Source organism: Pseudoxanthomonas sp. (assembly GCF_027498035.1).
In the GTDB taxonomy this organism is placed as follows: Bacteria; Pseudomonadota; Gammaproteobacteria; order Xanthomonadales; family Xanthomonadaceae; genus Pseudoxanthomonas_A.
Genome location: NZ_CP114978.1, coordinates 3,036,509 through 3,060,094, shown reverse-complemented (window position 1 = coordinate 3,060,094; position 23,586 = coordinate 3,036,509). Strand labels below are relative to the sequence as shown.

The following is a 23,586-nucleotide window of genomic DNA, read 5'->3' as shown; positions in this document are numbered from 1 at the left end:
CATCCCGCATTCTTTCGTCATGCCTGCGCTTGTCCTGCGCGCGCCTGACCACATGTCTTCGTCAGGGTCGTCGGAACCGGCCCGGGGAATCCGACATGTTGTCCATGTTTTCGCCGCGCTGGCGACGCCGTATCCGCTGGGCCGTCGTGCTGTTGATCATGCTGTATTTCGCATCGAATCTGGCAGAAGTGCGGTTGATGGTGATGCTGGTGGACGCGATCGGCCTGGACGTGCTGCTGATGCTGTTCGGCGCACAGATCCTGTCGACCTATGCCGATGTGCTGGTGCCGATGCTGCGTGGCCTGCGCTACGCCGTACTGGCACCGGCGCTGCAGTGGCTGGGCGCGGGTACGCGGCGCTGGCCGCTCTGTCGCGGCGTGCGCGCATGGATATCCCGCAGGTTGCGCCAGGCAAGCGCGGGTCGACACCTGTGGCTGCACTTGCATGTGCTGTGGTGGGCGTTGGTCCGCCGCACGGCTGCATCGGCACGCACGTGGGTCAGCACGCCCATGACCGAACCGTCATGCACGCGCCATTTGCCCGCACCCCGCGTGGCCGCTACTGTCGCCGCCACGTTTTGTTCGCTTCCCGGATCCACATGACCCGCACCCTGCCCCTGGCCGCCTCGCTGGCGCTGCTGCTGTCTTCCACCGCCCGTGCCGATGAAGGCATGTGGATGCCCACCCAGCTGCCGGCGCTGTCGGAAAAGCTGCGCGAGGCCGGTTTCCGCGGTGATCCGCAGGACCTGGCCGATGTCACCCAGGCGCCGCTGAGCGCGGTGGTGAAGATCGGCGGCGGCACCGGTGCGTTCGTGTCGCCCGATGGCCTGCTGCTGACCAACCACCACGTCGCCTACGGCGTGATCCAGTACAACACCAAGGCCGGCGCCAACCTGATCGACGATGGTTTTGTTTCGAAGAATCGCAGCGGCGAACTGCCTGCCAACCCGGACTTCCGGGTGCTGGTGACCACCGCGTTCGACAACGTCACCACCCAGGTGCTGGCCGACGCCAGGGGCAAGACCGGACGCGCGTATTACGACGCGGTGGACAGCGCCAGCAAGCGTATCGTCGCCGCATGCGAAGCGCAGGGCGGCGTGCGTTGCAGCGTGGCCAACATGAACTACGGCAGCGACTTCTATCGCATCACCCAGCTGGAGCTGCGCGACATCCGCCTGGTGTATGCACCGCCACGCGCGATCGGCAACTACGGCGACGAGATCGACAACTTCATGTGGCCGCGCCATGCCGGCGATTTCACCTTCCTGCGCGCCTATGTGGGCAGGGACGGCAAGCCGGCCGATTACAGCGCGGACAACGTGCCGTACAGGGCGCCGGCGTTCCTGAAGGTGGCCACCGACGGGCCACAGGATGGCGACTTCGCGATGCTGGCCGGCTATCCGGGCATCACCTACCGCAACCGCACCGCGACCGAGTTCGACGCACAGGTCGGCCACGTGCTGCCGGCGCGCGTGTCGGTGTTCGATGCCTTGATCGACACCATCGAGCAGGCCGGCAAGGCCAATGCCGACGCACGCACGCGCTATGCCTCGCAGCTGCAATCGCTGAAGAACAACCGCAAGCGCGCCGCCGGCGAACTGGAAGGCCTGCTGCGCAGCGATGCGGTGCACCTGCGCAGCGAGGACGAGCGCGGCATGCTGGCCGCCACCCATGGCACGCAGCAACAGCGGATCGCGCAGCTGCAGAAGATCCTGTCCGAAGGCAGTGCGCAGGGCGACCGCGACCTGCTGCTGGGTCTGATCGCTACCCAGACCCAGCTGATGCGCGCGGCGCTGACGCTGGAGCGCCTGCGGATCGAATCGGCCAAGCCCGACGCCGAGCGCGAAACCGGCTACCAGCAGCGCGACCAAGCGCTGATCGAAGGCCTGCTCAAGCAGGTCCAGCGCCGCTATGACGCCGACACTGAAAAAGCCCTGCTGACCACGCTGCTCGGCCGCTACCAACAACTGCCCGATGCGCAGCGCGTACCGGTGTTCGACGCCGCCTTCGGCCGCACCGCCGACAGCCTCGCCAAGGCACTGGACACGCTGTATGCCGGCACCACCCTGGGCACCGAAGCCGAGCGCCTGTCGCGCTTCGCCGCCGCACGCGAAGGCAAGCCGCTGGCCGACGATCCGCTGATCGCGCTGGCCGCCAGGCTGGTGCCGGCGCAGATCCAGCTGGACGATGCCCGCAAGGCCCGCGAAGGCGACCAGCTGCGGCTGCGCCCGGCCTACATGCAGGCGCTGGCCACATGGCGCACCCAGCAGGGCCGCGCGACCTATCCCGACGCCAACAGCACGCTGCGGGTGAGCTTCGGCCGGGTCACGCCGCTGCTGCCACGCGACGCGGTGGCGTTCGCGCCGGTGACCACGGTGGCCGGCATCGTGCAGAAGAACACCGGGCAGGTGCCGTTCGACGCGCCCAGGCCGTTGCTGGACGCGATTGCCAAGGGCGATTTCGGCAGCACCGCCGATCCTGCGCTGAAGACCCAGACGGTGGATTTCCTGACCAACCTGGACACCACCGGCGGCAATTCCGGTTCGCCCGTGCTCAACGCCAAGGGCGAGCTGATGGGCCTGAACTTCGACAGCAACTGGGAAGCGGTCAGTGCCAGTTGGTGGTACGACCCGTCGATGAAGCGCGCCATCCACGTCGACGCACGCTACATCCGCTGGCTGCTGGCCAAGGTCTATCCGGCGCCGCAGCTGCTGCAGGAAATGCAGCTGCCGGCCGAGTAACGAAGAAGGGCGACGTCAAACGTCGCCCTTTTCGGTTGACCCCGCGTCGCCAGGAGCCGCGCGCGTCAGGTGACTTTCCTGAAAACCGTCACGCCGGGCACCAGGAAAATCACGGCGATGATGAAGGCCCAGAACAACACCTGGCGACCAACACGATGAGATGGCACGCCCCCGCGCCATCCAAGCCGAATGCAGCGTCACGCTCGGCGCGAGCCGTCAGCCGGTCGCACGGCCATGCCGTGGAGAAACAGGTCGATCGCATCCCGCACCATGCGCTGCCTTGCCTCGCTGGTAATCAAGGCAGGCTCACGCTCGTAGAGGCGTCTGTTCGCTTCGGCGGTGATCAAGGCAAGCAAGTGATCGGCTGCCACGACCGGATCGAACGCCCTGAGTTCGCCACTCCGCATCATCTCTTCAAGCACGCTGGCGAGGATGGTCTTGGTTTCCTGGGGACCAGCCTCGTAGAAGATCCGCCCGACATCCGAACGTCCGGATTCGGCGATCACCATCCGCGCCACGGCCAGTGCCGTGTGGTCGCTGGTGAGGATTTCCAGGACACCAGTGGCGAACTGGGTCAGGCACTGCTCGACAGGCTCCTTCCGGCCAACTGCTGCGACCAGTTCCCTGGCGGCTTTCGTGAGATGTGACGTGGCGAAAGAGCGGACGACGGCGGAGAACAGCGCCTCCTTGGACGGGAAATAGCCGTAGATGGTGGCTTTCGAGCCCCCCATCCGCCGGACCAGTTCATTCATGGAAGCGCCGTCATAGCCATGTTCGCGGAACAAACGCGCTGCAGCGCCCACGATCGCATCCCGCTTTTCGGCAGTTCTGACTTTCATTCCGACCTCAAAAGTGTACCGGTTGGTATGTTTTTGTTGACGCCGGTTTCGGCGTGCGTATAAATGAACCGTACGGTACGGTTCTTCATCAAGGCTAACGCCGAAGCGCCCGCCGCGCTAGCCCCTGACATCCCCTTGAGAATTCACCATGCAGATCAAGCCCCACCTCCCCCTTCTTGCCCTTGGCCTGGCCACCGCCTTGACCGGGTGCGCAACGACCGCACCAGTGAGATATGCCGGACTCGATTCCGCCGCGCAGCTGCACGTCAATCCCGACCGCCGCGACAACAGGATTCCCTATCGCTACAACGATCGTGCCGACAGCAAGCGATACGGGCTGGTGCTGCTCGAGCCGGTGGCCGTCTACGCAGGTCCGGATGCGCAGTTCGGAAAGGTACCGCTGCCGGAGCGGCAGGCACTGGCCGATTACATGCAGGTCGAGTTCGAAGCGGCGTTGGGCAAGGCCTTCCAGTTGACCAACGTGGCAGGGCCGGACACCTTGCGGATCAAGCTCACACTGACCGGCGCCAAGGCGTCGAAGAAGTTCCTGGCGGCCGCCTCGCGCTTTGACATCGGTGGCGGCTCCTACAACCTCGTCCAATCCATCCGCGGCAAGGAAGGCGCCATGTCCGGCTCGGTGACCTACGCCGTCGAGGTCTACGACGCACAGAGCGGTCGCCTGCTCGATGCCTACGTGAGCAAGCAGTACCCCAACGCGATGAACGTGAAGGCCAACATCGGCGCGCTGTCTGCTTCGAAGAAAGGAATCCAGTTGGGCGCCGAGGAACTTGTCGCAACGCTGGCCAAGACCCGGGCCCGCTGAAGCGGCCGGCAGCTGCGTCGAAGACCAGGCAGCGACGCTTCCAGGAGCAACGGGATGACCCACGCGACAGGCAAAGCACCGGTGTCGACCGCCAAGCCGTGCGTGTTCGTGGCAGAAGCGGGCGGCTTTCTTCAAAGCCAGGTCATCTCGCTGCTGCTGGAGCGCGGATTCGCAGTGAGAGCGAGCCTGGCTGACATGCGTGGGGAGCGGCGGCTTCGCGCGCAACTGGCCCCGAACGGCACATCCGCTCGACTGGAGCTGGTGCCAGGCGGAACCCACCTTGCCTCCGAGTGGAAGCACGCCATCGACGGCAGCGAGTACGTGATCCAGGTCGCCACCAATGTCGCCCGCGCGATGCCCAGCTCGGGAAAGCTGTCCGCTGACGAGGTGGGAACCACGCAGGCCCTGTGGCAAGCGGCGCGAAGCAAACGCGCCAAGTGCATCGCCGTGCATGGCATGGCGCCGCAACGCCTGCGGCCTGCTAGGCAGACAGCGGATGTCGCGAACGTAGCCCCCTTCGATCCGACCAGGGACCTGCTCGGCCCAACCGCTGCACGTCCCCAGCTCAACATCAGTGTGCCAAGCCTGATGGGGCCTTTGCTCAATGCCAGGGTGCCAGGCTCAATGGTGGTGATCGAGCGCTTGCTCAATGGCACCGTCAGCCGGATCCCACGCCTGGGCTACGAGATCGCCGACGTACGCGATGCCGCATCCTGGCTCATCGACCATGGCATGGCGTTCCCCCAGCCAGGGGCTTCCATCGACCTCCCCGGAACATTCGTCTGGATGCACGAGATCGCGCAGATCCTGCGCCGGCGCTTCCCGCAGCTATCAGCCGCGTTTCCCGTCAGGACCGCGAGCGATTTCTACGTCCTGACACGGGCGATCACCAACGCGCAAGCACGGCGGATTCTTCCCAGTCTCCACAAGCGGCCCCCCGCACTGCCCGAGATTGGACACGTGGATGGCGGCGCAGTTACGGAGTGGGGCAGATACAGTGCCAAGCAAACACTGATCGATGCGGCACGCAGCATGCTCGTGTGCGCCGCGCATCGTTCGCAATCTGCAAGCCCGATCCCGGATGCAGCACAGACCACGACCGGTGCCTGATCGACACCCGCATCGCGCCGCTTCCGAAGCGAGATGCAGGGTACCGCCTCCGACCCGCCGTCAGGTGACCTTCCTGAAGACCGTCACGCCGAGCACCAGCAGGATCGCGGCGATGATGATGAAGGCCCAGAACAGGAACTTGGCGATGGCGAACGCGCCACCGGCGATGCCGCCGAAGCCGAGGACGCCAGCGATCACACCGATGATGGCGAAAATGATGGCCCACTTGATCATGGTCGACGCCTCCGGATGCGGAAAACGCCACGCTAGCCATGCACGAGTGCTTGGCAGGTGACGACACGGCCACCCCGCAATCACGCCATCGAAAGCATCGCCGGCCGGCTGATGCACCAGTGCGGCCAACGGGCCGAAGTGGTCGTTGAACGTCGCCACCGGCACTGACGGAGGCCGCTGGCGCGCTGCTAGCGCATCAGTGGCGCGTGCTGCTGCACGTCCTGCTCGCGCGCCTGGACCTGCGGCGCGGGCGCCTGCAGCGTCTGCGCGCTCTGCTCCAACGGTTGGCGCACAGCCTGTTCGCGGTCGACGTGGCTGCGCAGGGCATCGGGTGCGCCCGGTTGCCCCTGGATGGAAAACAGGCGGCCATCCTGGCCCTCATGCACGCTGTCGATCCGGCTCAGGCCATCCTGCTGTGCCTGCACGGCCATCGCGGCGGCGGCTTGCTGGAACGCCTGTCCTTCCAGTGCGGCACCTGCCCTGGTCCGGCCCAGGCCTTCGGCGGCGCCGTCGTACAGCGGGTTGCCTGACAGCTCGGGCGACGTACCGTCGTTCACAGGCGCCGCACGCTTGTGCATGGTGCTGGCATCGACGTAGGGCGTGCTGGTCGACACATCGCTCGCCTTGACGCCGATGGCCCCCAGGTCGACCTGGATCTTCGGTGCATCCTTGCCTGGATGCAGCTGGGCTTCGACCTGGCCGGCGTAGTCCAGCAGGTTGGAGACGTTCTGCTGCGGGTAGCCACGCGCCTCGTAGAAGTACGTGTTGACCGCGGCCAGGTTCTCCTTGGTCTCCGGCATCTTCAGGCCATCAAGGGTGATGCCTGCGCGTGGCGTATAGGCCGGGTTGCCCGGGGTGCCGCCCTTCTCGATGTAGGGATCCATGTCGCTGGGCGAGGTGTTGTAGACATCGCGCAGGGTCGCCTTGGGGTTGTCCTTCAGCACCTGATCGACCACCACGTTGTAGCCGGTGAGTTCGGCGTGCGTCTCCAGGCTGCGCGAGGTCTCGTTGAACTGCTTGATGGCCGCGGTGTAATCGTGGACCTTGCCATCGCTCTGAGCGACGGCATTGATGCCTTTCTCCAGATTCGCATCCGAAGTCATGATCTGCGCACGGTCGGCCGCGTGCTTGACCTCGTGCCCGAGCGTGAAGCGCACCGAATTGAGCATCTCCGGGTCGGTCCGGGCGATGTGCAGCTGGTCCGGCGAGATCTGGATGGTGCGCGAATCGCCCATGTACACGCCCAGCGCGCCATCGACGTTGAGCGCTTCGATCTTCTGCAGCTGGTTCTTGCCGATGGCATCAAGCACGTTGGTCTTCAGGCCAGGGGTGCTGTCCAGCACCGCCTTCAGATCCTGGCCGGGATGCACGTCGCCCTTGGCATTGGCCTTGTCGAAGGCATCGAGCATGGTCTGGAGCTGCTGCTCCGGCGTCTGGGTCTGCGGGGTACGGCGTTCGACGTTCGTGTCGTTCATGTCCTTGTCCTCGCAGGGTTACTGATAGACGCCGATCACCAGAGAGGCCACGCAGGCCTGCGGCGTTGGCGCACCGCGCGCGTCGCGAACGTGCAGGTTCACGCTCACGCCGTCGCGGGTGAAGTACCAAGATTCCTGGCCGCGATGCCCGGCGGGCAGATGCTGGCCGGCAAAGCCGGCGGCAGACAACGCGGTGCGGTAGTCGTCGACCTTGGCGCAGGGCGCGGCAGCGTCGTTGGGTTCCAGCGAGAACAGCAGGCTGTCCACTTGCCCGGCGGCGTTCTTGTGCGAGGACACCAGGCTGTAGCGGCCGCTGCCCTGCACGGCGCCGGCGATGCCGTAGACGGTGGGGTCAACGGCATTGACCTCGACGTCCACGCCGGTCAGGCGCTGGATGTGTGGCGGCGCGAGATCGTCGCGGGTGCGGATGCTGTCGATCAGCTGCAGCACGCGCTGGTTGAGATCGTCCACGCTGAGGGACGGTGAAGTGATGGCGTTCATCATCGGATCCTTCGAAGGGATGGAAGCAGCGGCGGGGACGTCTCCCTTGCGCGCAGGCGCCGTGCATCCCGGCATCGCCAGGCACATGGTGGCCAGGCAGATCAGGTGCAGGACAGCGGCGGGCAGCGGGAAACGGGGCATGGAGATCCATCTCATTGCGTGTGGAAAGCCTCCCCGAAGGCCGTAGCGTTTTCTATCAGCCACTCCCCATGCCGTCAAACCTGCCATCCGTGAACGCCGTCCCAGCCTGGCGTTGTCAGCGGAAGAACTGGCTCGGCGATTGCCCGAAGCGGCGCTTGAACATGGTCGCGAACGCGCTGGGGCTGTCGTAGCCCAGGGCCAGCGCCACGTCGATCACCTTCTCGCCCACGGCCAGGCGCTCCAGCGCGCGCAGCAGGCGCGACTGCTGGCGCCACTGGCCGAAGGTCATGCCCAGCTCGCGCGCGCACAGGCGCTGGATCGTCTTGACGTCCACCTGCAGGCGCGTGGCCCAGTCCTGCAGCGTAGAGGCGTCTTCGGGCTGCTGCTCCAGGCGCTGGCCGATCATGCGCAGGCGTGGGTCGGCCGGTTCGGGCAGGTGCAACGGCAGCACCGGCAGTGTCTGCAGTTCGTCCAGGATCAAGCGCATCAGGCGGCCGTCGCGCGAGTCTTCCGCGTAAGGCTGCTCCACCTCCACCGCGTCGTGGATCAGCGCCGCCAACAGCGGCGTCACCGAGACGGCCGAGGCCTCAACCGGCGGGTGGGCGATGGCATCGGGCAGGATGTACAGGCTGCGCATGCGGACCTCGCCGATGCAGTTGACCGCATGGCCCATGCCCGCCGGCATCCAGATGGCGCGCGTGCTGGGCACGACCCAGCGGCCATGCCCGGCCTTGACCACCAGCACGCCGGTTTCGGCATAGACCAGTTGATGCCGGTCCGGATGGTGATGCAGCGGAATATGCGTGTCGCGGGCGTAATCGCGCGCACGGCAATAGACCGCTGTCCCCGATGCCTCGACGACCGGCCGCTCGCGCCCGGTGTTGCCGCCCGTGGCTCGCCTCGAAATGTCCTTTTTGGAAAGAGCCATGACCAGATCGCGCAGGAAGGGCGAATCTGCGCACCCTACCATGCGCCCGGTCCGCGCCGCAGCGCGCCTTCCTGTCCCGATCACCATGTCCACGACCGCGCCGCCACTGGCAGTTCCCGCTTCCACCCATCGCCCGGTCGCCGTGGGCGTACTCGCGGCGATCACCAGTTCGCACCTGGTCAACGACATGATGCAGTCGCTGATCCTGGCGCTGTATCCGATCCTCAAGGGCCAGTTCCAACTCAGCTTCGCCCAGGTCGGCCTGATCACGCTGACCTACCAACTCACCGCCTCGCTGTTCCAGCCGCTGATCGGCCTGCGCACCGACCGCAAGCCGGCGCCGTATTCGCTGCCGATGGGCATGGCCTCCACGCTGTGCGGCCTGGTGTTGCTGGCCTACGCGCCGAGCTTCGCGCTGGTGCTGTGCGCGGCGATGCTGGTCGGCATCGGCTCTGCCATCTTCCATCCCGAATCCTCGCGCATCGCACGGCTGGCCTCGGGCGGGCGCCATGGGCTGTCGCAGTCGGTGTTCCAGGTCGGCGGCAACACCGGCACCGCAATCGGCCCGCTGATCGCCGCGGCGGTGATCGTGCCCAACGGCCGCACCAGCGTGGCGTGGTTTGCCGGCGCGGCGCTGATCGGCATCGGCCTGCTAAGCTACGTCAGCCGCTGGTACCAACAGCACCTGGTCAACAGTGCGAACGCGCCCAAGCGCGCTGTCGTAGCCGATGTCGCGCCGCTGCCGCGTCGCACCGTGATGTGGGTGGTCGGCATCCTGCTGGTGCTGATCTTCAGCAAGTACTTCTACATCGCCGGCCTGAGCAGCTATTACACGTTCTACCTGATCCAGAAATTCCAGCTGTCGGTGCAGAGCGCGCAGCTGCATCTGTTCGGCTTCCTGCTGGCATCGGCCGCCGGCACGCTGATCGGTGGGCCGGTCGGCGACCGCATCGGCCGCAAGCCGGTGATCTGGGCCTCGATCCTGGGCGTGGCACCGTTCGCGCTCGCCCTGCCCTACGCCAGCCTGGGCTGGACCACGGTGCTGACGATGATCATCGGCTTCGTGCTGTCCTCGGCGTTCTCGGCGATCCTGGTCTATGCACAGGAACTGATGCCCAGCCGCATCGGCACGGTGTCCGGGCTGTTCTTCGGCTTTGCCTTCGGCATGGGCGGCCTGGGCGCGGCAGTGCTGGGCGTGCTGGCCGACCACACCAGCATCTTCTGGGTGTACCAGGTGATCTCGTTCCTGCCGCTGCTGGGGATCGTGGCGGCGTTCCTGCCCAATCGCCGGCACGCGTAAGCCGGTCATGACCCAGCACGCGCACGGTGTTCTACTGCGCCCCCACTCCTTTGATCAGTAAAACCACGATCACCGCCAGGATGACCAGCATCGGCAGCAACAGTCGAAAGCGTGATCGCTGGGTTCGCGGGTCGGCGTCACCCAACAGGCCCGACACGACCGGCGGCTGACCCTTGATGGCGTCACTTGGGCGGCCGGCCCGCGACTGCGGCAGCGTCAGCCGAGCCAGCCGTTCCATGTAGCGGTCGGCAAAGGCGATCTGCTCGGCTTCGGGCAAGTGCTGGACGGCGGCCTCCAGCGCGCGACCCGCCTGCCGCAGCATCAGGTCTTGCGGACCAGCGAACTCACGCACGTGCTGTTCTGCCAGCTGCTCCGGATCGAGGGTCATGGTGACGTCCTGTCTGGTGATGATGGCCAGGGCGGCCGCAGGATCTTCTAGCAGCGGTCCAGCCCGGCGTCAAACCGCAGTCTGCCCATGCGGGGTGAAAGTCAACGGCTTGGACTGGCGCACGGAGGACGCCACAATCGCCGGCCCTGTAGTCCCGGTTGAACCCAACGCAATGGCAGAACTCTCCGCAGCGCTCGCGCGCCAGATCGCCCAGACCATCGCCGACGAGATCGGCGCCCAGGCCGCACAGGCGCTGGCCGCCATCGCGCTGCTGGATGAAGGCGCCACGGTGCCGTTCATCGCGCGCTACCGCAAGGAAGTCACCGGCGGCCTGGACGACACCCAGCTGCGCAACCTGGAAACGCGCTTGGTCTACCTGCGCGAACTGGAAGACCGCCGCGCCGCGATCCTGTCCAGCATCGAAGAACAGGGCAAGCTCACCGATGCCCTGCGCGACGATCTGCTGGCCGCCGATACCAAATCGCGCCTGGAAGACCTGTACCTGCCGTACAAGCAGAAGCGCCGCACGCGTGCGCAGATCGCGCGCGAAGCCGGGCTTGAACCGCTGGCTGATGGCCTGCTGGAAGATCCCACCCGCGTGCCGGAAGAATTCGCCGCCAGCTTCGTCGATGCCGAGAAAGGCGTGGCCGATCCCAAGGCCGCACTGGAAGGCGCACGCGCCATCCTGATGGAGCGCTGGGGCGAAGACGCCGCACTGCTGGGCGAGCTGCGCAGCTGGCTGGACAGCAATGGCGTGATCCGCGCCAAGGTGATCGAAGGCAAGGAAGACGCCGGTGCCAAGTACCGCGACTACTTCGAGCACAGCGAAGCGTTGGCCAAGATTCCTTCGCACCGCCTGCTGGCGCTGTTCCGTGCACGCCGCGAGGAATTCATCCAGCTCGAACTCGATCCGGGCAGCGACATCGACGCCGGCAATGCCTACGCGGAGGGACGCATCGCGTTGGCCGCCGGCATCCGCGTGCAGGGCCGCGCCGCCGATGCATGGCTCGCACAAGCGTGTCGCCTGACCTGGCGCGCCAAGCTGCACCTGCACCTGATGCTGGACCTGTTCAACCAGGCGCGCGAGAAGGCCGAAGGCGAGGCCATCGACGTGTTCGGCGACAACCTCAAGGACCTGCTGCTGGCCGCGCCGGCCGGCCCGCACGCGGTGCTGGGCCTGGACCCGGGCATCCGCACCGGCTGCAAGATCGCCGTGGTCGATGCCACCGGCAAGCTGGTCGCCACCGACACGATCTATCCGCACGAACCCAAGCGCCAGTGGGACCAGTCGCTGCACACCATCAAGCGCCTGTGTGAACAGCACAACGTCGCACTGATCGCCATCGGCAACGGCACAGCGAGCCGCGAAACCGACAAGCTGGCCGGTGACGTCATCAAGGCCTGCAACAACCCGAAGCTGCAGAAGATCGTGGTCAGCGAAGCCGGCGCATCCGTGTATTCGGCTTCGGAAACCGCCGCCAAGGAATTCCCGAACCTGGACGTGTCGATCCGCGGCGCGGTCTCGATTGCACGCCGCCTGCAGGACCCGCTGGCCGAGCTGGTGAAGATCGAACCGAAGGCCATTGGCGTAGGCCAGTACCAACACGACGTGGACCAGTTCCGTCTGGCGCGTGCGCTGGATGCCAAGGTCGAGGACTGCGTGAATGCGGTCGGCGTGGACGTGAATACCGCTTCGGCGGCGCTGCTGACGCGCGTGTCCGGCCTGTCGTCGACGGTCGCTGAGAACATCGTCGTGTATCGCGACCAGAACGGCCCGTTCGCTTCGCGCAAGGCGCTGCTGAAAGTGCCGCGCCTGGGCGAGAAGACCTTCGAACAATGTGCCGGCTTCCTGCGCATCGCCGACGGCGAGCAGCCGCTGGATGCGTCCTCGGTGCATCCGGAAGCCTATCCGGTGGTCGAGCGCATTCTCGCAGCGGCGCAGGGCAAGGGCGTCAAGCAGATCATCGGCGACACCGCCTTCCTGCGCAGCCTCAAGGCCGAAAGCCTGACCGACGAAAAGTTCGGCGTGCCCACGGTGCGCGACATCCTGAAAGAACTGGAAAAGCCGGGCCGCGACCCGCGCCCGGAGTTCAAGGCCGCGCGCTTTGCCGACGGCGTGGAGGACATCAAGGACCTGCGCGAAGGCATGATCCTGGAAGGCGTGGTCAGCAACGTCGCCGCGTTCGGTGCGTTCGTCGACATCGGCGTGCACCAGGACGGCCTGGTGCATATCTCCGCGCTGTCGGACACCTACGTCAAGGATCCGCGCGACGTGGTCAAGGCCGGCGACATCGTCAAGGTGAAGGTGCTGGAGGTCGACGTGGCCCGCAAGCGCATCGCCCTGACCCGGCGCATGGACGATGTGCCCGGGGCAGCCACCAGCGGCCCGCGCGAGGACCGGGGCGCACGCAACAACGACCGCGGTGGACGCCCCGGCGGCAACGCCATGCGCCCACCCAAGCCGACTGCCCCGCCGGCCGACAACGCCCTGGCCGCCGCCTTCGCCAAGGCACGCAGCAAGTAAGACCCGAAGGGCCGCTCACAGCGGCCCTTTTCTTTGCATCGAACAGGCCCGCTCCCGCGGCCAACACACTCGATCCGACCCCACTGCACTCGCCGAAGCGAGCCGTGCATCGATACGCATTGGACGAAGGTCTTAGATGTTTTGTCCGAATATCGCCCTTGCAAGCGATATTCGAACTTGAATGCTGCACTGCGGAGAATCTAGCGTGTGTACCCATGCAGTGGTGCCGGCTGGAAGCCGTCTTCGCGGAGGGTTCGCGACACGTCTGCCTGCCCTCCGCGCCGCCTGCCGGCCCGGTCCCGATTGCACCCGGAGATGTCCATGCGTCGTCCCACGTTCACGCCCAGCCCGTTGCTGCGGGCTTTGCCAGCCTGCCTGTTGGCCTGCCTGCCGGGTGCCGCCAGCGCCTACCAGCCCGAACCCGCGCCGGTCCCGCGCGAGGTGCTGGTCGTGAACCGCTACGCCGATGACGAGGCGCAAGGCTCACTGCGCTGGGCGATCACCACCGCCAACGCCGCGCCGGGCAGGTACCGCATCGAAATCGCCGCTGTTGGCGCCGCGCCGTACGTGATCAAGCCGACCCGGCCGCTGCCGGAGATCAAGGGCCCGGTCGCCATCGTCGGCGTGCCGTGGCAGCAGGCCGGGCAGTTCGTGGCCATCGACGGGTCGGCCTATGTCACCGGCGAAGGCACCAAGGCCTGCCCGGGTGCGGTGGAAGGCCAGTTCGGCACCAACGTGCGCACCACCACCCTGCCCGGCCTGGTCCTGCGCGATACGCAGGGCGTGGAGCTGGCCGGCCTGGAAGTGCGCAACTTCTGCATCGGCGTGCTGGTCAACCGTGCCAGCGGCAGCGAGATCCACGACAACCGGATCGTCGCCAACAAGGGCGGCGCCGGCCTGATGCTGACCGGCGATGACGGCAATGGCCAGTCCACGCCGACCACTACGGTCCACAACCGCGTGGTGCGCAATGAGTTCATCGACAACGGCGACGGCCTGGAGCTGACCCGCGGCGCGGCCTGGAACCTGGTGGCCGACAACGTGTTCCGCTCCACCGACGCCAATGCCGAGCCCTCGCAGGGCATCGAGATCCTGTGGGGCAACGACAACACGGTGATCCGCAACCGCTTCGAAAATTACTCCGACGGCCTGCAGATCAACTGGGGCAACCGCAACACCATCGCGGCCAATACCTTCACCGGCAACTCCATCGGCGTCAGCCTGACCGGCCGCGACAACGTGGTCGATGGCAACACCATCACTGGCAACGGTATCGGCGTGGCCGTGCGCCCGCAGCCGACCTCGCTGCCCAACCGCATCAGCGCCAACGTCATCACCGGCAACGGGCTGAAGATCGAACGCTGCCAGGCCGGCGGCGCCTGCGTGCCGGGACAGCCGCGCGGGGCGATCGTATTCGGCGTGCCGGGCTTGGAACATGCCATTTTCGTCGGCTCGCGCGGCATCGGCGTGGACCCCGATCCTGCGAAGAAGGCCAAAATCTGCAGCGATCACATCAACGACAACTGCCAGCCCGCGCCCAACGGGGGTATCGTCGCGCCTGTCATCGACAGCGCGCGCCGTAGCGGCAAGGGCCTGTCCATCGACGGTCATTTCAGCGGTGTCCCAAGCACCGTGCATCGCATCGAGGTCTTCGGCAATGCCAAGGCCAGCGATGACGAAGCGGCGCACTACCTGGGCAGCATCTCGGTCGCCACCGACACGCAGGGCCAGGGCCGTTTCAGCTACACCTCTGACGATGCCACCGCAGTCGGCGGCGTCACCAGCACCGTGACCGCCCTGGATGGTGCGACCTCGCCGTTGTCCGCCCCGCACGCCGTCGGCCGCTGACGCCTCCTGCCGCGCATCCACGCCGATGCGCAGCCCTCTTTCGACGCATTCAACGCAAGGCCTCTCCCCATGTCGTACCGTCACGCCGCTTCGTTCCGTCCATCCTTCGCCCTGGCGCCGCTGGCCGCCGCGCTGCTGGCCCTGCCCGGCATCGCCAGCGCCGCCGATGCCTACGACACCGACTCTCTGTTCGGCGGCTGGGATGGCAAGCGCGCCTCGCTGGTGGACAAGGGCATCACCCTGCGCGGCGACTACGTCGGCGAGGCCATGGGCATCGTCGATGGCGGCAAGGACACCGGCGCGCGCTACGCCCAGCAGGTGCGCGTGGGCATGGACCTGGACATGGGCAAGCTGGCCGGCTGGGACGGCGGCACGATCCACTTCACCCTCAACGACCGGCGCGGCAACAGCACCTCGGCCGACCTGGTGGGCAACCGCTTCCCGATCCAGGAGGCCTACGGCGGCCAGTACACGCGCCTGACCGAGCTCAGCTACGACCAGAAGTTCAACGGCGGCAAGTCGTACTTCAAGCTGGGCTTCTATGCGATGGGCAACCAGTTCGGTTCGCACACGCTGCTGACCAACTTCGTCAATGCCGCCTTCTGCGCGCACCCGCTGGCCATGAGTGGCAACAGCGGCTGGTACAACTATCCGACCGCGCGCTGGGGCGGTGAATTTGCCGAGCAGTTGACCAAGGAAGTGAACCTGCGCGCGGGCTGGTTCCAGGTGAACCCGAACCTGGCCGGCGACAACGTCCACAACGCATTCCGCCCCGGCGTGTCGGGCACCACCGGCTCGCTGTTCCCGGTGGAAGTGACCTGGAAACCCGGCACCGGCACCCGCTACCCGGGCGTGTACAAGTTCGGCGGCTATTACGACTCTTCGCGCGTGGCCAAGAAAGGCCTGGACACCAGTTCGGTCACCGGTCGCGATGGCGCCTACGTGCTGGTCGAACAGAAGGTCTACACACCGGGCAGCCAGGCCGATATCGGCCTGACCGGCTTCGCCCAGTACATGGAGTCGGACACCGATACCGCCCAGCTCAAGCGCTGGTACGCGGTTGGCGGCGTCTGGCAGGGCGTGGGCTCGCGGACCAAGGACCGCATCGCGCTGGGCTACGTGGGCGCCGACATCAACCACCGCCTGGTGGACGCGCGACGCGCCACGCTGCAGAACGCCGGCGTGGCCACCGATTCGCCGCTGTACGCCCTCACCGGCGCCGAAGAGCTGTTCGAGCTGTCCTACAGCTTCCAGGTCAATCCGTGGCTGATGCTGCGCCCGGACGTGCAGTACATCACCAACCCCGGCACGTTCGCCTACACCCAGACCGACAACGCGCTGGCGGTGGGCCTGCAGGCCAAGATCACGTTCTAAGGTTTTTCCCGCACCACTGCGCCAAGACATCCTCCTGGGAGGGATTCAGATGAAGCTTGTCCGTACTACCCTAGCCGCCCGCGTGCTGCTGGCCATCTCGATGACGGCCAGCGCCACCACCGCTGCCCTTGCTGCCGACATGACCAACGCCCCCGCCTCCGCCGCTGCCGTCCGCACCATTGCCGTCAAGGGCGTGGTCATTGGCGAGGGTGCGCCCAAGACCATCGTGCCGGTCACCGCCAAGACCGCGGCCGAACAGCTGGCCCAGGCCCGGACGATCGGCGCCAATGCCGATACCGACGTGGTCGAGTGGCGCATCGATTACCTGGACATCGCCAGCGATGCCAAGGCACTGATCAAGCTGGCCCCGCAAATCGCCACGGCGGCTGGCGGCAAGCCGGTGATCCTGACCTTCCGCACCAGCAACGAAGGCGGCGCCACCGCGATCAGCGATGCCGACTACGGCAAGCTGTACGCGGCGCTGATCAAGGCAAAGGCGGCAGACCTGTACGACGTGGAGATGTTCCGCGACGAAGCGGTGGTCAAGCAGATCATCGCGGCCGCGCACACGGCCGGCGCGTACATCGTGATGTCCAACCACGACTTCCATGCCACCCCCGACACGGCGGAAATCGTGTCGCGCCTGCACAAGCAGCAGGCCCTGGGCGCGGACGTACTGAAGATCGCGGTGATGCCGCAGAACCCGGGCGATGTGCTCAAACTGCTGGATGCCACCTGGCAGCTGCGCCAGACCAGCGACCGGCCGCTGCTGACCATGTCGATGGGTCCGACCGGCGTGGTCTCGCGCCTGGCCGGCGAGACCTTCGGCCAGGCACTGACCTTCGGCATGATCGGCACCGCCTCGGCGCCGGGCCAGATCGAAGTCGGCACACTGCGCGGCATCCTGACCACGCTGGACAACGCCACCAAGAAGCCGCAGTAGGCCCGCGCCGGGCAGCCGCCCGCGTCGTTGCACGCGCCGCCGCGAGGGCGGCGTGCCCGTCTGCCATGGCTGGCGATACCGTCCCGACGAAGTGCGGGACCACCGGGCCAGGCCCGTCACGCAGGACCGAAGGAGCCGCCATGGCCCACGCCAACGCCACATCCGCCGTTGTCACCTTGAACCGCATGAGCCGTTTCCAGTGGCTGGCCATCGCCATCTGCGTACTGCTCAACATGCTCGACGGCTTCGACGTGATGGTCATGGCCTTCGCCGCACCGCACGTATCGGCCGACTGGGGCCTGAGCGGCAAGGAGCTGGGCCTGATGCTCAGCGCCGGGCTGGTCGGCATGGCGCTGGGCTCGCTGGTGCTGGCACCGCTGGCCGACAAATACGGCCGGCGCGCGATGATCCTGTGGTGCCTGGTGATCCTGACCGTGGGCATGCTGCTGTCGGCGTTCGCCCAGGACGCCTGGCAGCTGGCTGCGCTGCGCGTGTTCACCGGCATCGGCATCGGCGGCATGCTGGCCGGCGTGGGCGTGATCACCGCCGAGTACGCCAGCCCCAAGTGGCGCAGCACCGCGGTGGCGTTGCAGGCCACCGGCTATCCCATCGGCGCGACCATCGGCGGCCTGATCGCCGCGGCCATGCTGGAACACTGGGGCTGGCATTCGGTGTTCGTGTTCGGCGCGGCGGCCTCGCTGCTGTGCATCCCGGTGGTGCTGGCGCTGCTGCCCGAGTCACTGGATTTCCTGGTCAGCCGGCGGCCCGACGGCGCGCTGGAGCGCCTCAACGCGCTGCTGGCGCGCATGCAGCAACCGGCGCTCACCGCATTGCCCGCAGCGCCGGCCACGCCGCCCAGGGCCGGCTATGCAGCGCTGTTCACCAGCGGCCTGCGTCGCAACACGGTGCTGATCGCGCTGGGCTTCTTCATGCACATGTTCGCGTTCTACTTCGTGCTGAGCTGGACGCCCAAGCTGCTGGTCCAGGCGGGCATGTCGGCCGAACAGGGCATCACCGGCGGCGTGCTGCTCAACCTGGGCGGGATCTTCGGCGGCGCGCTGTTTGGCTGGCTGGCGTCGCGCTTTTTGATCACGCGCCTGACGGCCGGCAGCTTCGTCATCGCCGCGGTCGGCATGGTGGTGTTCGCCTGGCTGGGCACGCAGTTGAACCTGGCCTTCCCGGTGGCCTTCGTCATCGGCGCGGCGCTGTTCGGCTCGATGGCCGGCCTGTATGCGGTGGCGCCGATCGTGTTCGACGCGTCGGTGCGCACGACGGGATTGGGATGGGCGATCGGCATCGGCCGCATCGGCGCGATCCTTTCGCCGATGACCGTCGGTGTGCTGGTCGACGCCGGCTGGCAGCCGGCCAACCTGTACTACGTACTGGCGCTACCGCTGCTGGTGGCGGTGGTGGCGGTGCTGTCGATGCGGCTGGCAGCGCGGCGCTGAAGCGCGCCACGCGCCCGCCTCGACATCGCGGAAAACAGCCACGGCACACCGGATTAGACCTTGGTCTATTTTGTGCGAATAACGCACATAATTCCGATATTCGGATTGACGCTGTTTTGCTCCAGGTTCACCGTGGCCTTCCCCGCGTGCGCGTGGCGTGCGCCCGGTTCCACTGCCGAGGATGTGCTTTCGATGTTTTCCATCGCTCTCCCGCGCCCTGGCGCACTCCTGCTCCGCACCGCGCGTGATCGCGCTCAGGATGCGAGGCCATGATCGACAAGACCCTGGATTCGGTGGAAGCGGCGGTAGCCGACATCCACGACGGCGCCACGGTGATGATCGGCGGCTTCGGCACGGCCGGCATGCCGGACCAGCTGATCGATGCGCTGATCGAACACGGCGCGCGCGAACTGACCATCGTCAACAACAACGCCGGCAACGGCGAGACCGGGCTGGCCGCGCTGATCAAGCACAAGCGCGTGCGCAAGATCGTGTGCTCGTTCCCGCGCCAGAGTGACTCGCAGCATTTCGACGCGGCCTACCGCGCCGGCGAGATCGAACTGGAACTGGTCCCGCAAGGCAACCTGGCCGCACGCATCCACGCCGCCGGCAATGGCCTGGGCGCGATCTTCACCCCCACCGGCTACGGCACCGAACTGGCCGACGGCAAGGAAACGCGCGAGATCGACGGCAAGCACTACGTGCTGGAATACCCGATCCGCGCCGACTTCGCCCTGATCAAGGCGCACAAGGGCGACCGCTGGGGCAACCTGGTGTATCGCAAGACCGCGCGCAATTTCGGCCCGCTGATGGCGATGGCCGCAGCCTGCACGATCGCGCAGGTGCATGAAATCGTCGACCTCGGCGCGCTCGATCCCGAAACCGTCGTCACGCCCGGCATCTTCGTCCAGCGCGTGATTGCGGTCGGCCACAAGGAGGCCAGCGCATGAGCAGCTACCAGCGACTGACCCGCGAACAGATGGCCGAACGCGTGGCCCGCGACATCCCCGAAGGCGCCTACGTCAACCTCGGCATCGGCCTGCCCACACAGGTCGCCAACTATCTGCCGGCGGATAAAGAGATTTTCCTGCAGAGCGAAAACGGCCTGCTCGGCATGGGCCCGGCGCCGGCCAAAGGCGAGGAAGATCCGGACCTGATCAACGCCGGCAAGCAGCCGGTGACGCTGCTCACCGGCGGCTGCTATTTCCACCATGCCGACTCGTTCGCAATGATGCGCGGCGGCCATCTGGACGTGTGCGTGCTGGGTGCGTTCCAGGTGTCCCAGCACGGCGACCTGGCCAACTGGAGCACCGGCGCACCCGACGCGATCCCCGCCGTGGGCGGCGCGATGGACCTGGCCATCGGCGCCAAGCAGACCTACGTGATGATGGACCTGCTGACCAAGACCGGCGAAAGCAAGTTGGTCGCCGACTGCACGTATCCGCTGACCGGCCTGCGCTGCGTCAGCCGCGTGTACAGCGACCTGGGCGTGTTCGATCTGGGCGCCGATGGCGCACGCGTGGTCGAACTGGTCGACGGCCTTTCGATTGACGAGCTGCAGCGCCTGACCGGCCTGACGCTGGCGCACTGAGGAGCGATGCAATGAGCGAAACCTTCATCATCGATGGCATCCGCACACCCGTGGGCCGCTACGGCGGCGCGCTGGCCGGCGTGCGCGCCGACGACCTGGGCGCGGTGCCGCTGAAAGCGCTGATCGCGCGCAATCCGGGCATCGACCCGGCGCTGATCGAAGACGTGTACCTGGGCTGCGCCAACCAGGCCGGCGAAGACAACCGCAACGTCGCGCGCATGAGCCTGCTGCTGGCCGGCCTGCCATTCGACCGTGCCGGGCAGCACGCTCAACCGCCTGTGCGGCTCGGGCCTGGATGCCATCGGCACCGTCTCGCGCGGCATCCGCGCCGGTGAACTGGGCCTGGCCATCGCCGGTGGCGTCGAGTCGATGTCGCGCGCGCCCTGGGTGATGGGCAAGGCCGAGAGCGCCTTCGCCCGCAACCAGCAGATCGAAGACACCACGATGGGCTGGCGTTTCATCAACCCGAAGATGAAAGCCGAGTACGGCGTGGATCTGATGGGCGAAACCGCCGAGAACGTGGCCGCACGCTACGGCATCTCGCGCGAGGACCAGGATCTGTTCGCGCTACGCAGCCAGCAGCGCGCGGCCGCCGCGCAGGCGGCAGGGTTCTTCGACGGCGAGATCACCGCGGTGACCGCGCCGGGCAAGAAGCGTGGCGAGACCATCGAGGTGACCCGCGACGAACATCCGCGCGCCGACACCACCCTGGAAGCACTGGCCAAGCTCAAGCCGATCTTCCGCCAGCCGGGCACGGTGACCGCCGGCAATGCCTCGGGCATCAACGACGGCGCCGCCGCGCTGCTGCTGGCTTCGGGCGAACAGGTCAAGGCGCTGGGCCTGACCCCGCGTGCCCGCGTGCTGGGCTTCGCCTCGGCCGGCGTGGAACCGGCTTACATGGGCATCGGCCCGGTCCCTGCCACGCAGAAACTGATGGCGCGTTTGGGCCTGAAGATCGGCGACTTCGATGCAATCGAACTCAACGAAGCCTTCGCCGCGCAGGGCCTGGCCTGCATGCGTGAACTCGGCATCGCCGACGATGCCGCGCACGTCAATGCCAACGGCGGCGCCATCGCCATCGGCCATCCGCTGGGCATGAGCGGCGCACGCATCACCCTGACGCTGTTGCGGCAACTGGAGGCTTCCGGTGGCAGGCGTGGTCTTGCGACCATGTGCATCGGCGTCGGCCAGGGCGTGGCGCTGGCGATCGAACGCGTCTGATCCATCGGAATGCCCCGCCCTGCGTTTTTGTAGAGCGGAGCTTGTGGCAATCCCATCTTGGGGACTCCGCTGCGGCCTTACCGAAGTATTGGGCCGAAGCGATGCATCCTTCCAAGCGCGCCAAGCAGCAGCAAAGCAACAACAGCGGACCAAGGTCCGCTCTACAAAGACAACAACAAGCAAGCCCGCGGCGTCCAGCGCCGCCCCGCCAACGGAGTCCGCGATGAGCGAATCCAAGCCCCTCCTCGGTTACCGCAAGCCCTACCCCGGCTCGCAACCACCTTTCATCCACCCGTCCTACGCATCGACGGTGCTGCGTGGCGTCGGTAGCGAGCCCATCGCGATCCCGGTGACGCTGTCGGAAGTGACCGGCCCCACGCTGGACCGCCTGACCCTGGGCGAACACGGCGCCGACCTGACTGCCGGCTTCCCGGGCCAGCCGCTGGGTGAGCGCATCATCGTCTCCGGCCGCGTACTGGATGAGAACGGCAAGCCCGTGCGCAACACTGTGGTCGAGGTCTGGCAGTGCAACGCCGCCGGCCGCTACCTGCACAAGGGCGACCAGCACGACGCGCCGCTAGACCCCAATTTCAAGGGCACCGGCCAGGTGCTGACCGACGAACACGGCCGCTATCGCTTCAAGACGATCAAGCCCGGCGCCTACCCGTGGCGCAACCACTACAACGCCTGGCGTCCGGCGCACATCCACTTCTCGCTGCATGGCGGAGGCATCGGCCAGCGCCTGGTCACCCAGATGTATTTCCCGAACGATCCGCTGCTGGCGTTCGACCCGATCTACAACTGCGTGCCCGATCCAAAAGCCGCGCTGCGCATGGTCTCGTCCTTCGACTGGGAAACCACCGAGAACGAGTTCGCGCTGGGCTACCGTTTCGACATCGTGCTGCGCGGTCGCAAGCAGACCGTCTGGGAGTAAACCATGAGCTTTCAATCCACACCCTGGCAGACCGTCGGCCCGTACTACCGGCTTGGCCTGGAGCCGCTCTACAACACCGATATCGCCCCGGCCGATGCCAAGGGCACGCGCGTGCAGGTCACCGGCACCGTGTATGACGGCCTGGGCGCTCCGGTCAGCGATGCGGTGCTGGAACTGTGGCAGGCCGATGCCGACGGCATCTACGCGCATGCCGAAGACCCCCGCCACGGCGACCACGATCCGGCCTTCCACGGCTGGGGCCGCGTGCCGACCGACGACCAGGGCCGCTTCTCCTTCACCACGATCAAGCCGGGACGCGTGCCGGGGTTGAAGGGTGCGAAGCAGGCGCCACACCTGGTGGCGCTGGTCTTCATGCGCGGCCTGTTGAAGGCCTCGCCGACGCGGATCTATTTTTCCGACGAGGCCAGCAATGGGGAGGATGGGATCCTGGCGCTGGTCCCGGCCGAGCGCCGCGACACGCTGGTCGCCCGGCAGCTGTCACCGGGCCAATACACCTGGGATGTACGGATGCAGGGCACCGGTGAAACGGTGTTCTTCAGCTATTGATCCAAGGGCCGCCGAAAGGCGGCCTTGTTGCTGAGGTTGTTTTGTTTTTTGCGGTTGCGGTTGCGGTTGCGGTTGCTCGTGATTTTGATCTTCAGCGCCTTTAAAGCGAGCCGAGCACCGGAGCTTGATCGGGCCGAAGAGGCGCCCTTGTCTGAGCGCAGCGAGTTTGGGCGCCGTGCCCGATCAGACGAGGAGTGCAGGGAACCGGCCGTAGGCCGGCTCGCGTCGGCGCCCACGGTTTTGGCTACTTTTGCCACGACAAAAGTGGCTCGCACCGCGAAGCGGTGTGAAAGCTTTGCTCCTGCTCTGCACGGCGCTTTTGATCCGTGACAACGATGAAAGAACAATCAATTGCAGAGCTTTCGCGCCGCTTCGCGACACGACTCCCTTTTGTCTTGGCAAAAGGAAGCAAAACCGCCTTCGCCGGACACTCGCCGCCGCTACGCGCCGGTCCCCTGCGCTTCTCGGAAGCCAGGGCACGGCGCGGAACTCGCTGCGCTCAGACATCCGCGCCTCTTCGGCCCTGCCTTCCTGCGATGCTCGGCTCGCTCTACGGCTCGAATAGATCAAGATCCAAAGCAAAAACAGCAACAGCAACAGCAACAGCAGAAAAGCTTGACGTCATGCTTCGCCCACCTGGCGCAGCATAATCACCGA

20 protein-coding genes and 1 pseudogene are annotated in these 23,586 nt (G+C 66.5%); 15 read left to right on the top strand and 6 right to left on the bottom strand.

The genetic code is table 11. The features are described 5' to 3' along the window. Nucleotides 1–95 precede the first annotated feature (95 nt). Together O8I58_RS13280 and O8I58_RS13275 are read left to right on the top strand one after the other, a co-directional pair. Nucleotides 96–602, top strand: a complete 507-nt coding sequence (locus tag O8I58_RS13280; protein WP_298316898.1) for a hypothetical protein — start codon at nt 96–98, stop codon at nt 600–602. After that, nucleotides 593–2,740, top strand: coding sequence for a S46 family peptidase (locus O8I58_RS13275; RefSeq protein WP_298322972.1), 2,148 nt, complete (start codon nt 593–595; stop codon nt 2,738–2,740). Before O8I58_RS13280 ends, O8I58_RS13275 begins: the two co-directional genes overlap by 10 nt. 197 nt (nt 2,741–2,937) lie before the next feature. Here O8I58_RS13275 and O8I58_RS13270 read toward each other — a convergent pair whose 3' ends face one another. Then, a complete protein-coding gene (locus O8I58_RS13270; RefSeq protein ID WP_298316894.1) occupies nt 2,938–3,579 on the bottom strand; it encodes a TetR/AcrR family transcriptional regulator in 642 nt (213 codons plus the stop codon). 148 nt (nt 3,580–3,727) lie between these two features. Here O8I58_RS13270 and O8I58_RS13265 point away from each other — a divergent pair, with 148 nt between their 5' ends. Beyond that, complete coding sequence (locus O8I58_RS13265) at nt 3,728–4,402, top strand: DUF3313 domain-containing protein (protein ID WP_345781312.1); 675 nt, start codon at nt 3,728–3,730, stop codon at nt 4,400–4,402. Nucleotides 4,403–4,456: 54 nt separating this feature from the next. Beyond that, nucleotides 4,457–5,512 (top strand): Rossmann-fold NAD(P)-binding domain-containing protein, encoded by a 1,056-nt coding sequence (locus O8I58_RS13260; protein WP_298316888.1) that lies wholly within the window; start codon nt 4,457–4,459, stop codon nt 5,510–5,512. Nucleotides 5,513–5,572: 60 nt separating this feature from the next. Here O8I58_RS13260 and O8I58_RS13255 read toward each other — a convergent pair whose 3' ends face one another. From O8I58_RS13255 to O8I58_RS13240, 4 genes are all read right to left on the bottom strand, one after another. After that, entirely contained in the window at nt 5,573–5,746 is a 174-nt protein-coding gene (locus O8I58_RS13255) for a DUF1328 family protein (RefSeq protein WP_298322969.1), read from the bottom strand. Nucleotides 5,747–5,934: 188 nt separating this feature from the next. After that, nucleotides 5,935–7,221: an XVIPCD domain-containing protein gene (locus O8I58_RS13250; protein ID WP_298316884.1), complete on the bottom strand. Its 1,287-nt coding sequence runs from the start codon at nt 7,219–7,221 to the stop codon at nt 5,935–5,937. 18 nt (nt 7,222–7,239) lie between these two features. Next, nucleotides 7,240–7,722 carry a hypothetical protein gene (locus O8I58_RS13245; protein ID WP_298316882.1) on the bottom strand — a complete coding sequence of 161 codons (483 nt, stop codon included), beginning with the start codon at nt 7,720–7,722 and terminating at the stop codon, nt 7,240–7,242. A gap of 256 nt (nt 7,723–7,978) precedes the next feature. Next, nucleotides 7,979–8,791 carry an AraC family transcriptional regulator gene (locus tag O8I58_RS13240; protein ID WP_298316879.1) on the bottom strand — a complete coding sequence of 271 codons (813 nt, stop codon included), beginning with the start codon at nt 8,789–8,791 and terminating at the stop codon, nt 7,979–7,981. A gap of 85 nt (nt 8,792–8,876) precedes the next feature. Here O8I58_RS13240 and O8I58_RS13235 point away from each other — a divergent pair, with 85 nt between their 5' ends. After that, entirely contained in the window at nt 8,877–10,091 is a 1,215-nt protein-coding gene (locus O8I58_RS13235; protein ID WP_298316877.1) for an MFS transporter, read from the top strand. A 31-nt stretch (nt 10,092–10,122) separates the two neighbouring features. Here O8I58_RS13235 and O8I58_RS13230 read toward each other — a convergent pair whose 3' ends face one another. Further along, nucleotides 10,123–10,479 (bottom strand): hypothetical protein, encoded by a 357-nt coding sequence (locus O8I58_RS13230; protein ID WP_298316875.1) that lies wholly within the window; start codon nt 10,477–10,479, stop codon nt 10,123–10,125. Nucleotides 10,480–10,651: 172 nt separating this feature from the next. Here O8I58_RS13230 and O8I58_RS13225 point away from each other — a divergent pair, with 172 nt between their 5' ends. From O8I58_RS13225 to pcaG, 10 genes and pseudogenes are all read left to right on the top strand, one after another. Beyond that, nucleotides 10,652–13,003: a Tex family protein gene (locus O8I58_RS13225; RefSeq protein ID WP_298316872.1), complete on the top strand. Its 2,352-nt coding sequence runs from the start codon at nt 10,652–10,654 to the stop codon at nt 13,001–13,003. A gap of 321 nt (nt 13,004–13,324) precedes the next feature. Beyond that, nucleotides 13,325–14,851 (top strand): right-handed parallel beta-helix repeat-containing protein, encoded by a 1,527-nt coding sequence (locus O8I58_RS13220; RefSeq protein ID WP_298316866.1) that lies wholly within the window; start codon nt 13,325–13,327, stop codon nt 14,849–14,851. A 69-nt stretch (nt 14,852–14,920) separates the two neighbouring features. Continuing rightward, nucleotides 14,921–16,225, top strand: coding sequence for a carbohydrate porin (locus O8I58_RS13215; RefSeq protein WP_298316864.1), 1,305 nt, complete (start codon nt 14,921–14,923; stop codon nt 16,223–16,225). A 49-nt stretch (nt 16,226–16,274) separates the two neighbouring features. Then, entirely contained in the window at nt 16,275–17,168 is an 894-nt protein-coding gene (gene aroD / locus O8I58_RS13210) for a type I 3-dehydroquinate dehydratase (RefSeq protein WP_298316862.1), read from the top strand. A gap of 140 nt (nt 17,169–17,308) precedes the next feature. After that, nucleotides 17,309–18,616 (top strand): MFS transporter, encoded by a 1,308-nt coding sequence (locus O8I58_RS13205; protein WP_298316860.1) that lies wholly within the window; start codon nt 17,309–17,311, stop codon nt 18,614–18,616. Nucleotides 18,617–18,885: 269 nt separating this feature from the next. Then, the gene (locus O8I58_RS13200; RefSeq protein ID WP_298316858.1) at nt 18,886–19,566 is read left to right on the top strand and encodes a 3-oxoacid CoA-transferase subunit A; all 681 of its coding nucleotides are present in this window, start codon (nt 18,886–18,888) and stop codon (nt 19,564–19,566) included. Beyond that, complete coding sequence (locus O8I58_RS13195; protein WP_298316856.1) at nt 19,563–20,207, top strand: 3-oxoacid CoA-transferase subunit B; 645 nt, start codon at nt 19,563–19,565, stop codon at nt 20,205–20,207. Before O8I58_RS13200 ends, O8I58_RS13195 begins: the two co-directional genes overlap by 4 nt. 11 nt (nt 20,208–20,218) lie before the next feature. Continuing rightward, nucleotides 20,219–21,428 (top strand): annotated as a pseudogene (pcaF, locus tag O8I58_RS13190) (3-oxoadipyl-CoA thiolase). Between the two features lie 223 nt (nt 21,429–21,651). Next, nucleotides 21,652–22,362 carry a protocatechuate 3,4-dioxygenase subunit beta gene (pcaH, locus tag O8I58_RS13185; RefSeq protein WP_298316854.1) on the top strand — a complete coding sequence of 237 codons (711 nt, stop codon included), beginning with the start codon at nt 21,652–21,654 and terminating at the stop codon, nt 22,360–22,362. Nucleotides 22,363–22,365: 3 nt separating this feature from the next. Further along, nucleotides 22,366–22,929, top strand: a complete 564-nt coding sequence (gene pcaG, locus O8I58_RS13180) for a protocatechuate 3,4-dioxygenase subunit alpha (RefSeq protein WP_298316852.1) — start codon at nt 22,366–22,368, stop codon at nt 22,927–22,929. Nucleotides 22,930–23,586: the final 657 nt, after the last annotated feature.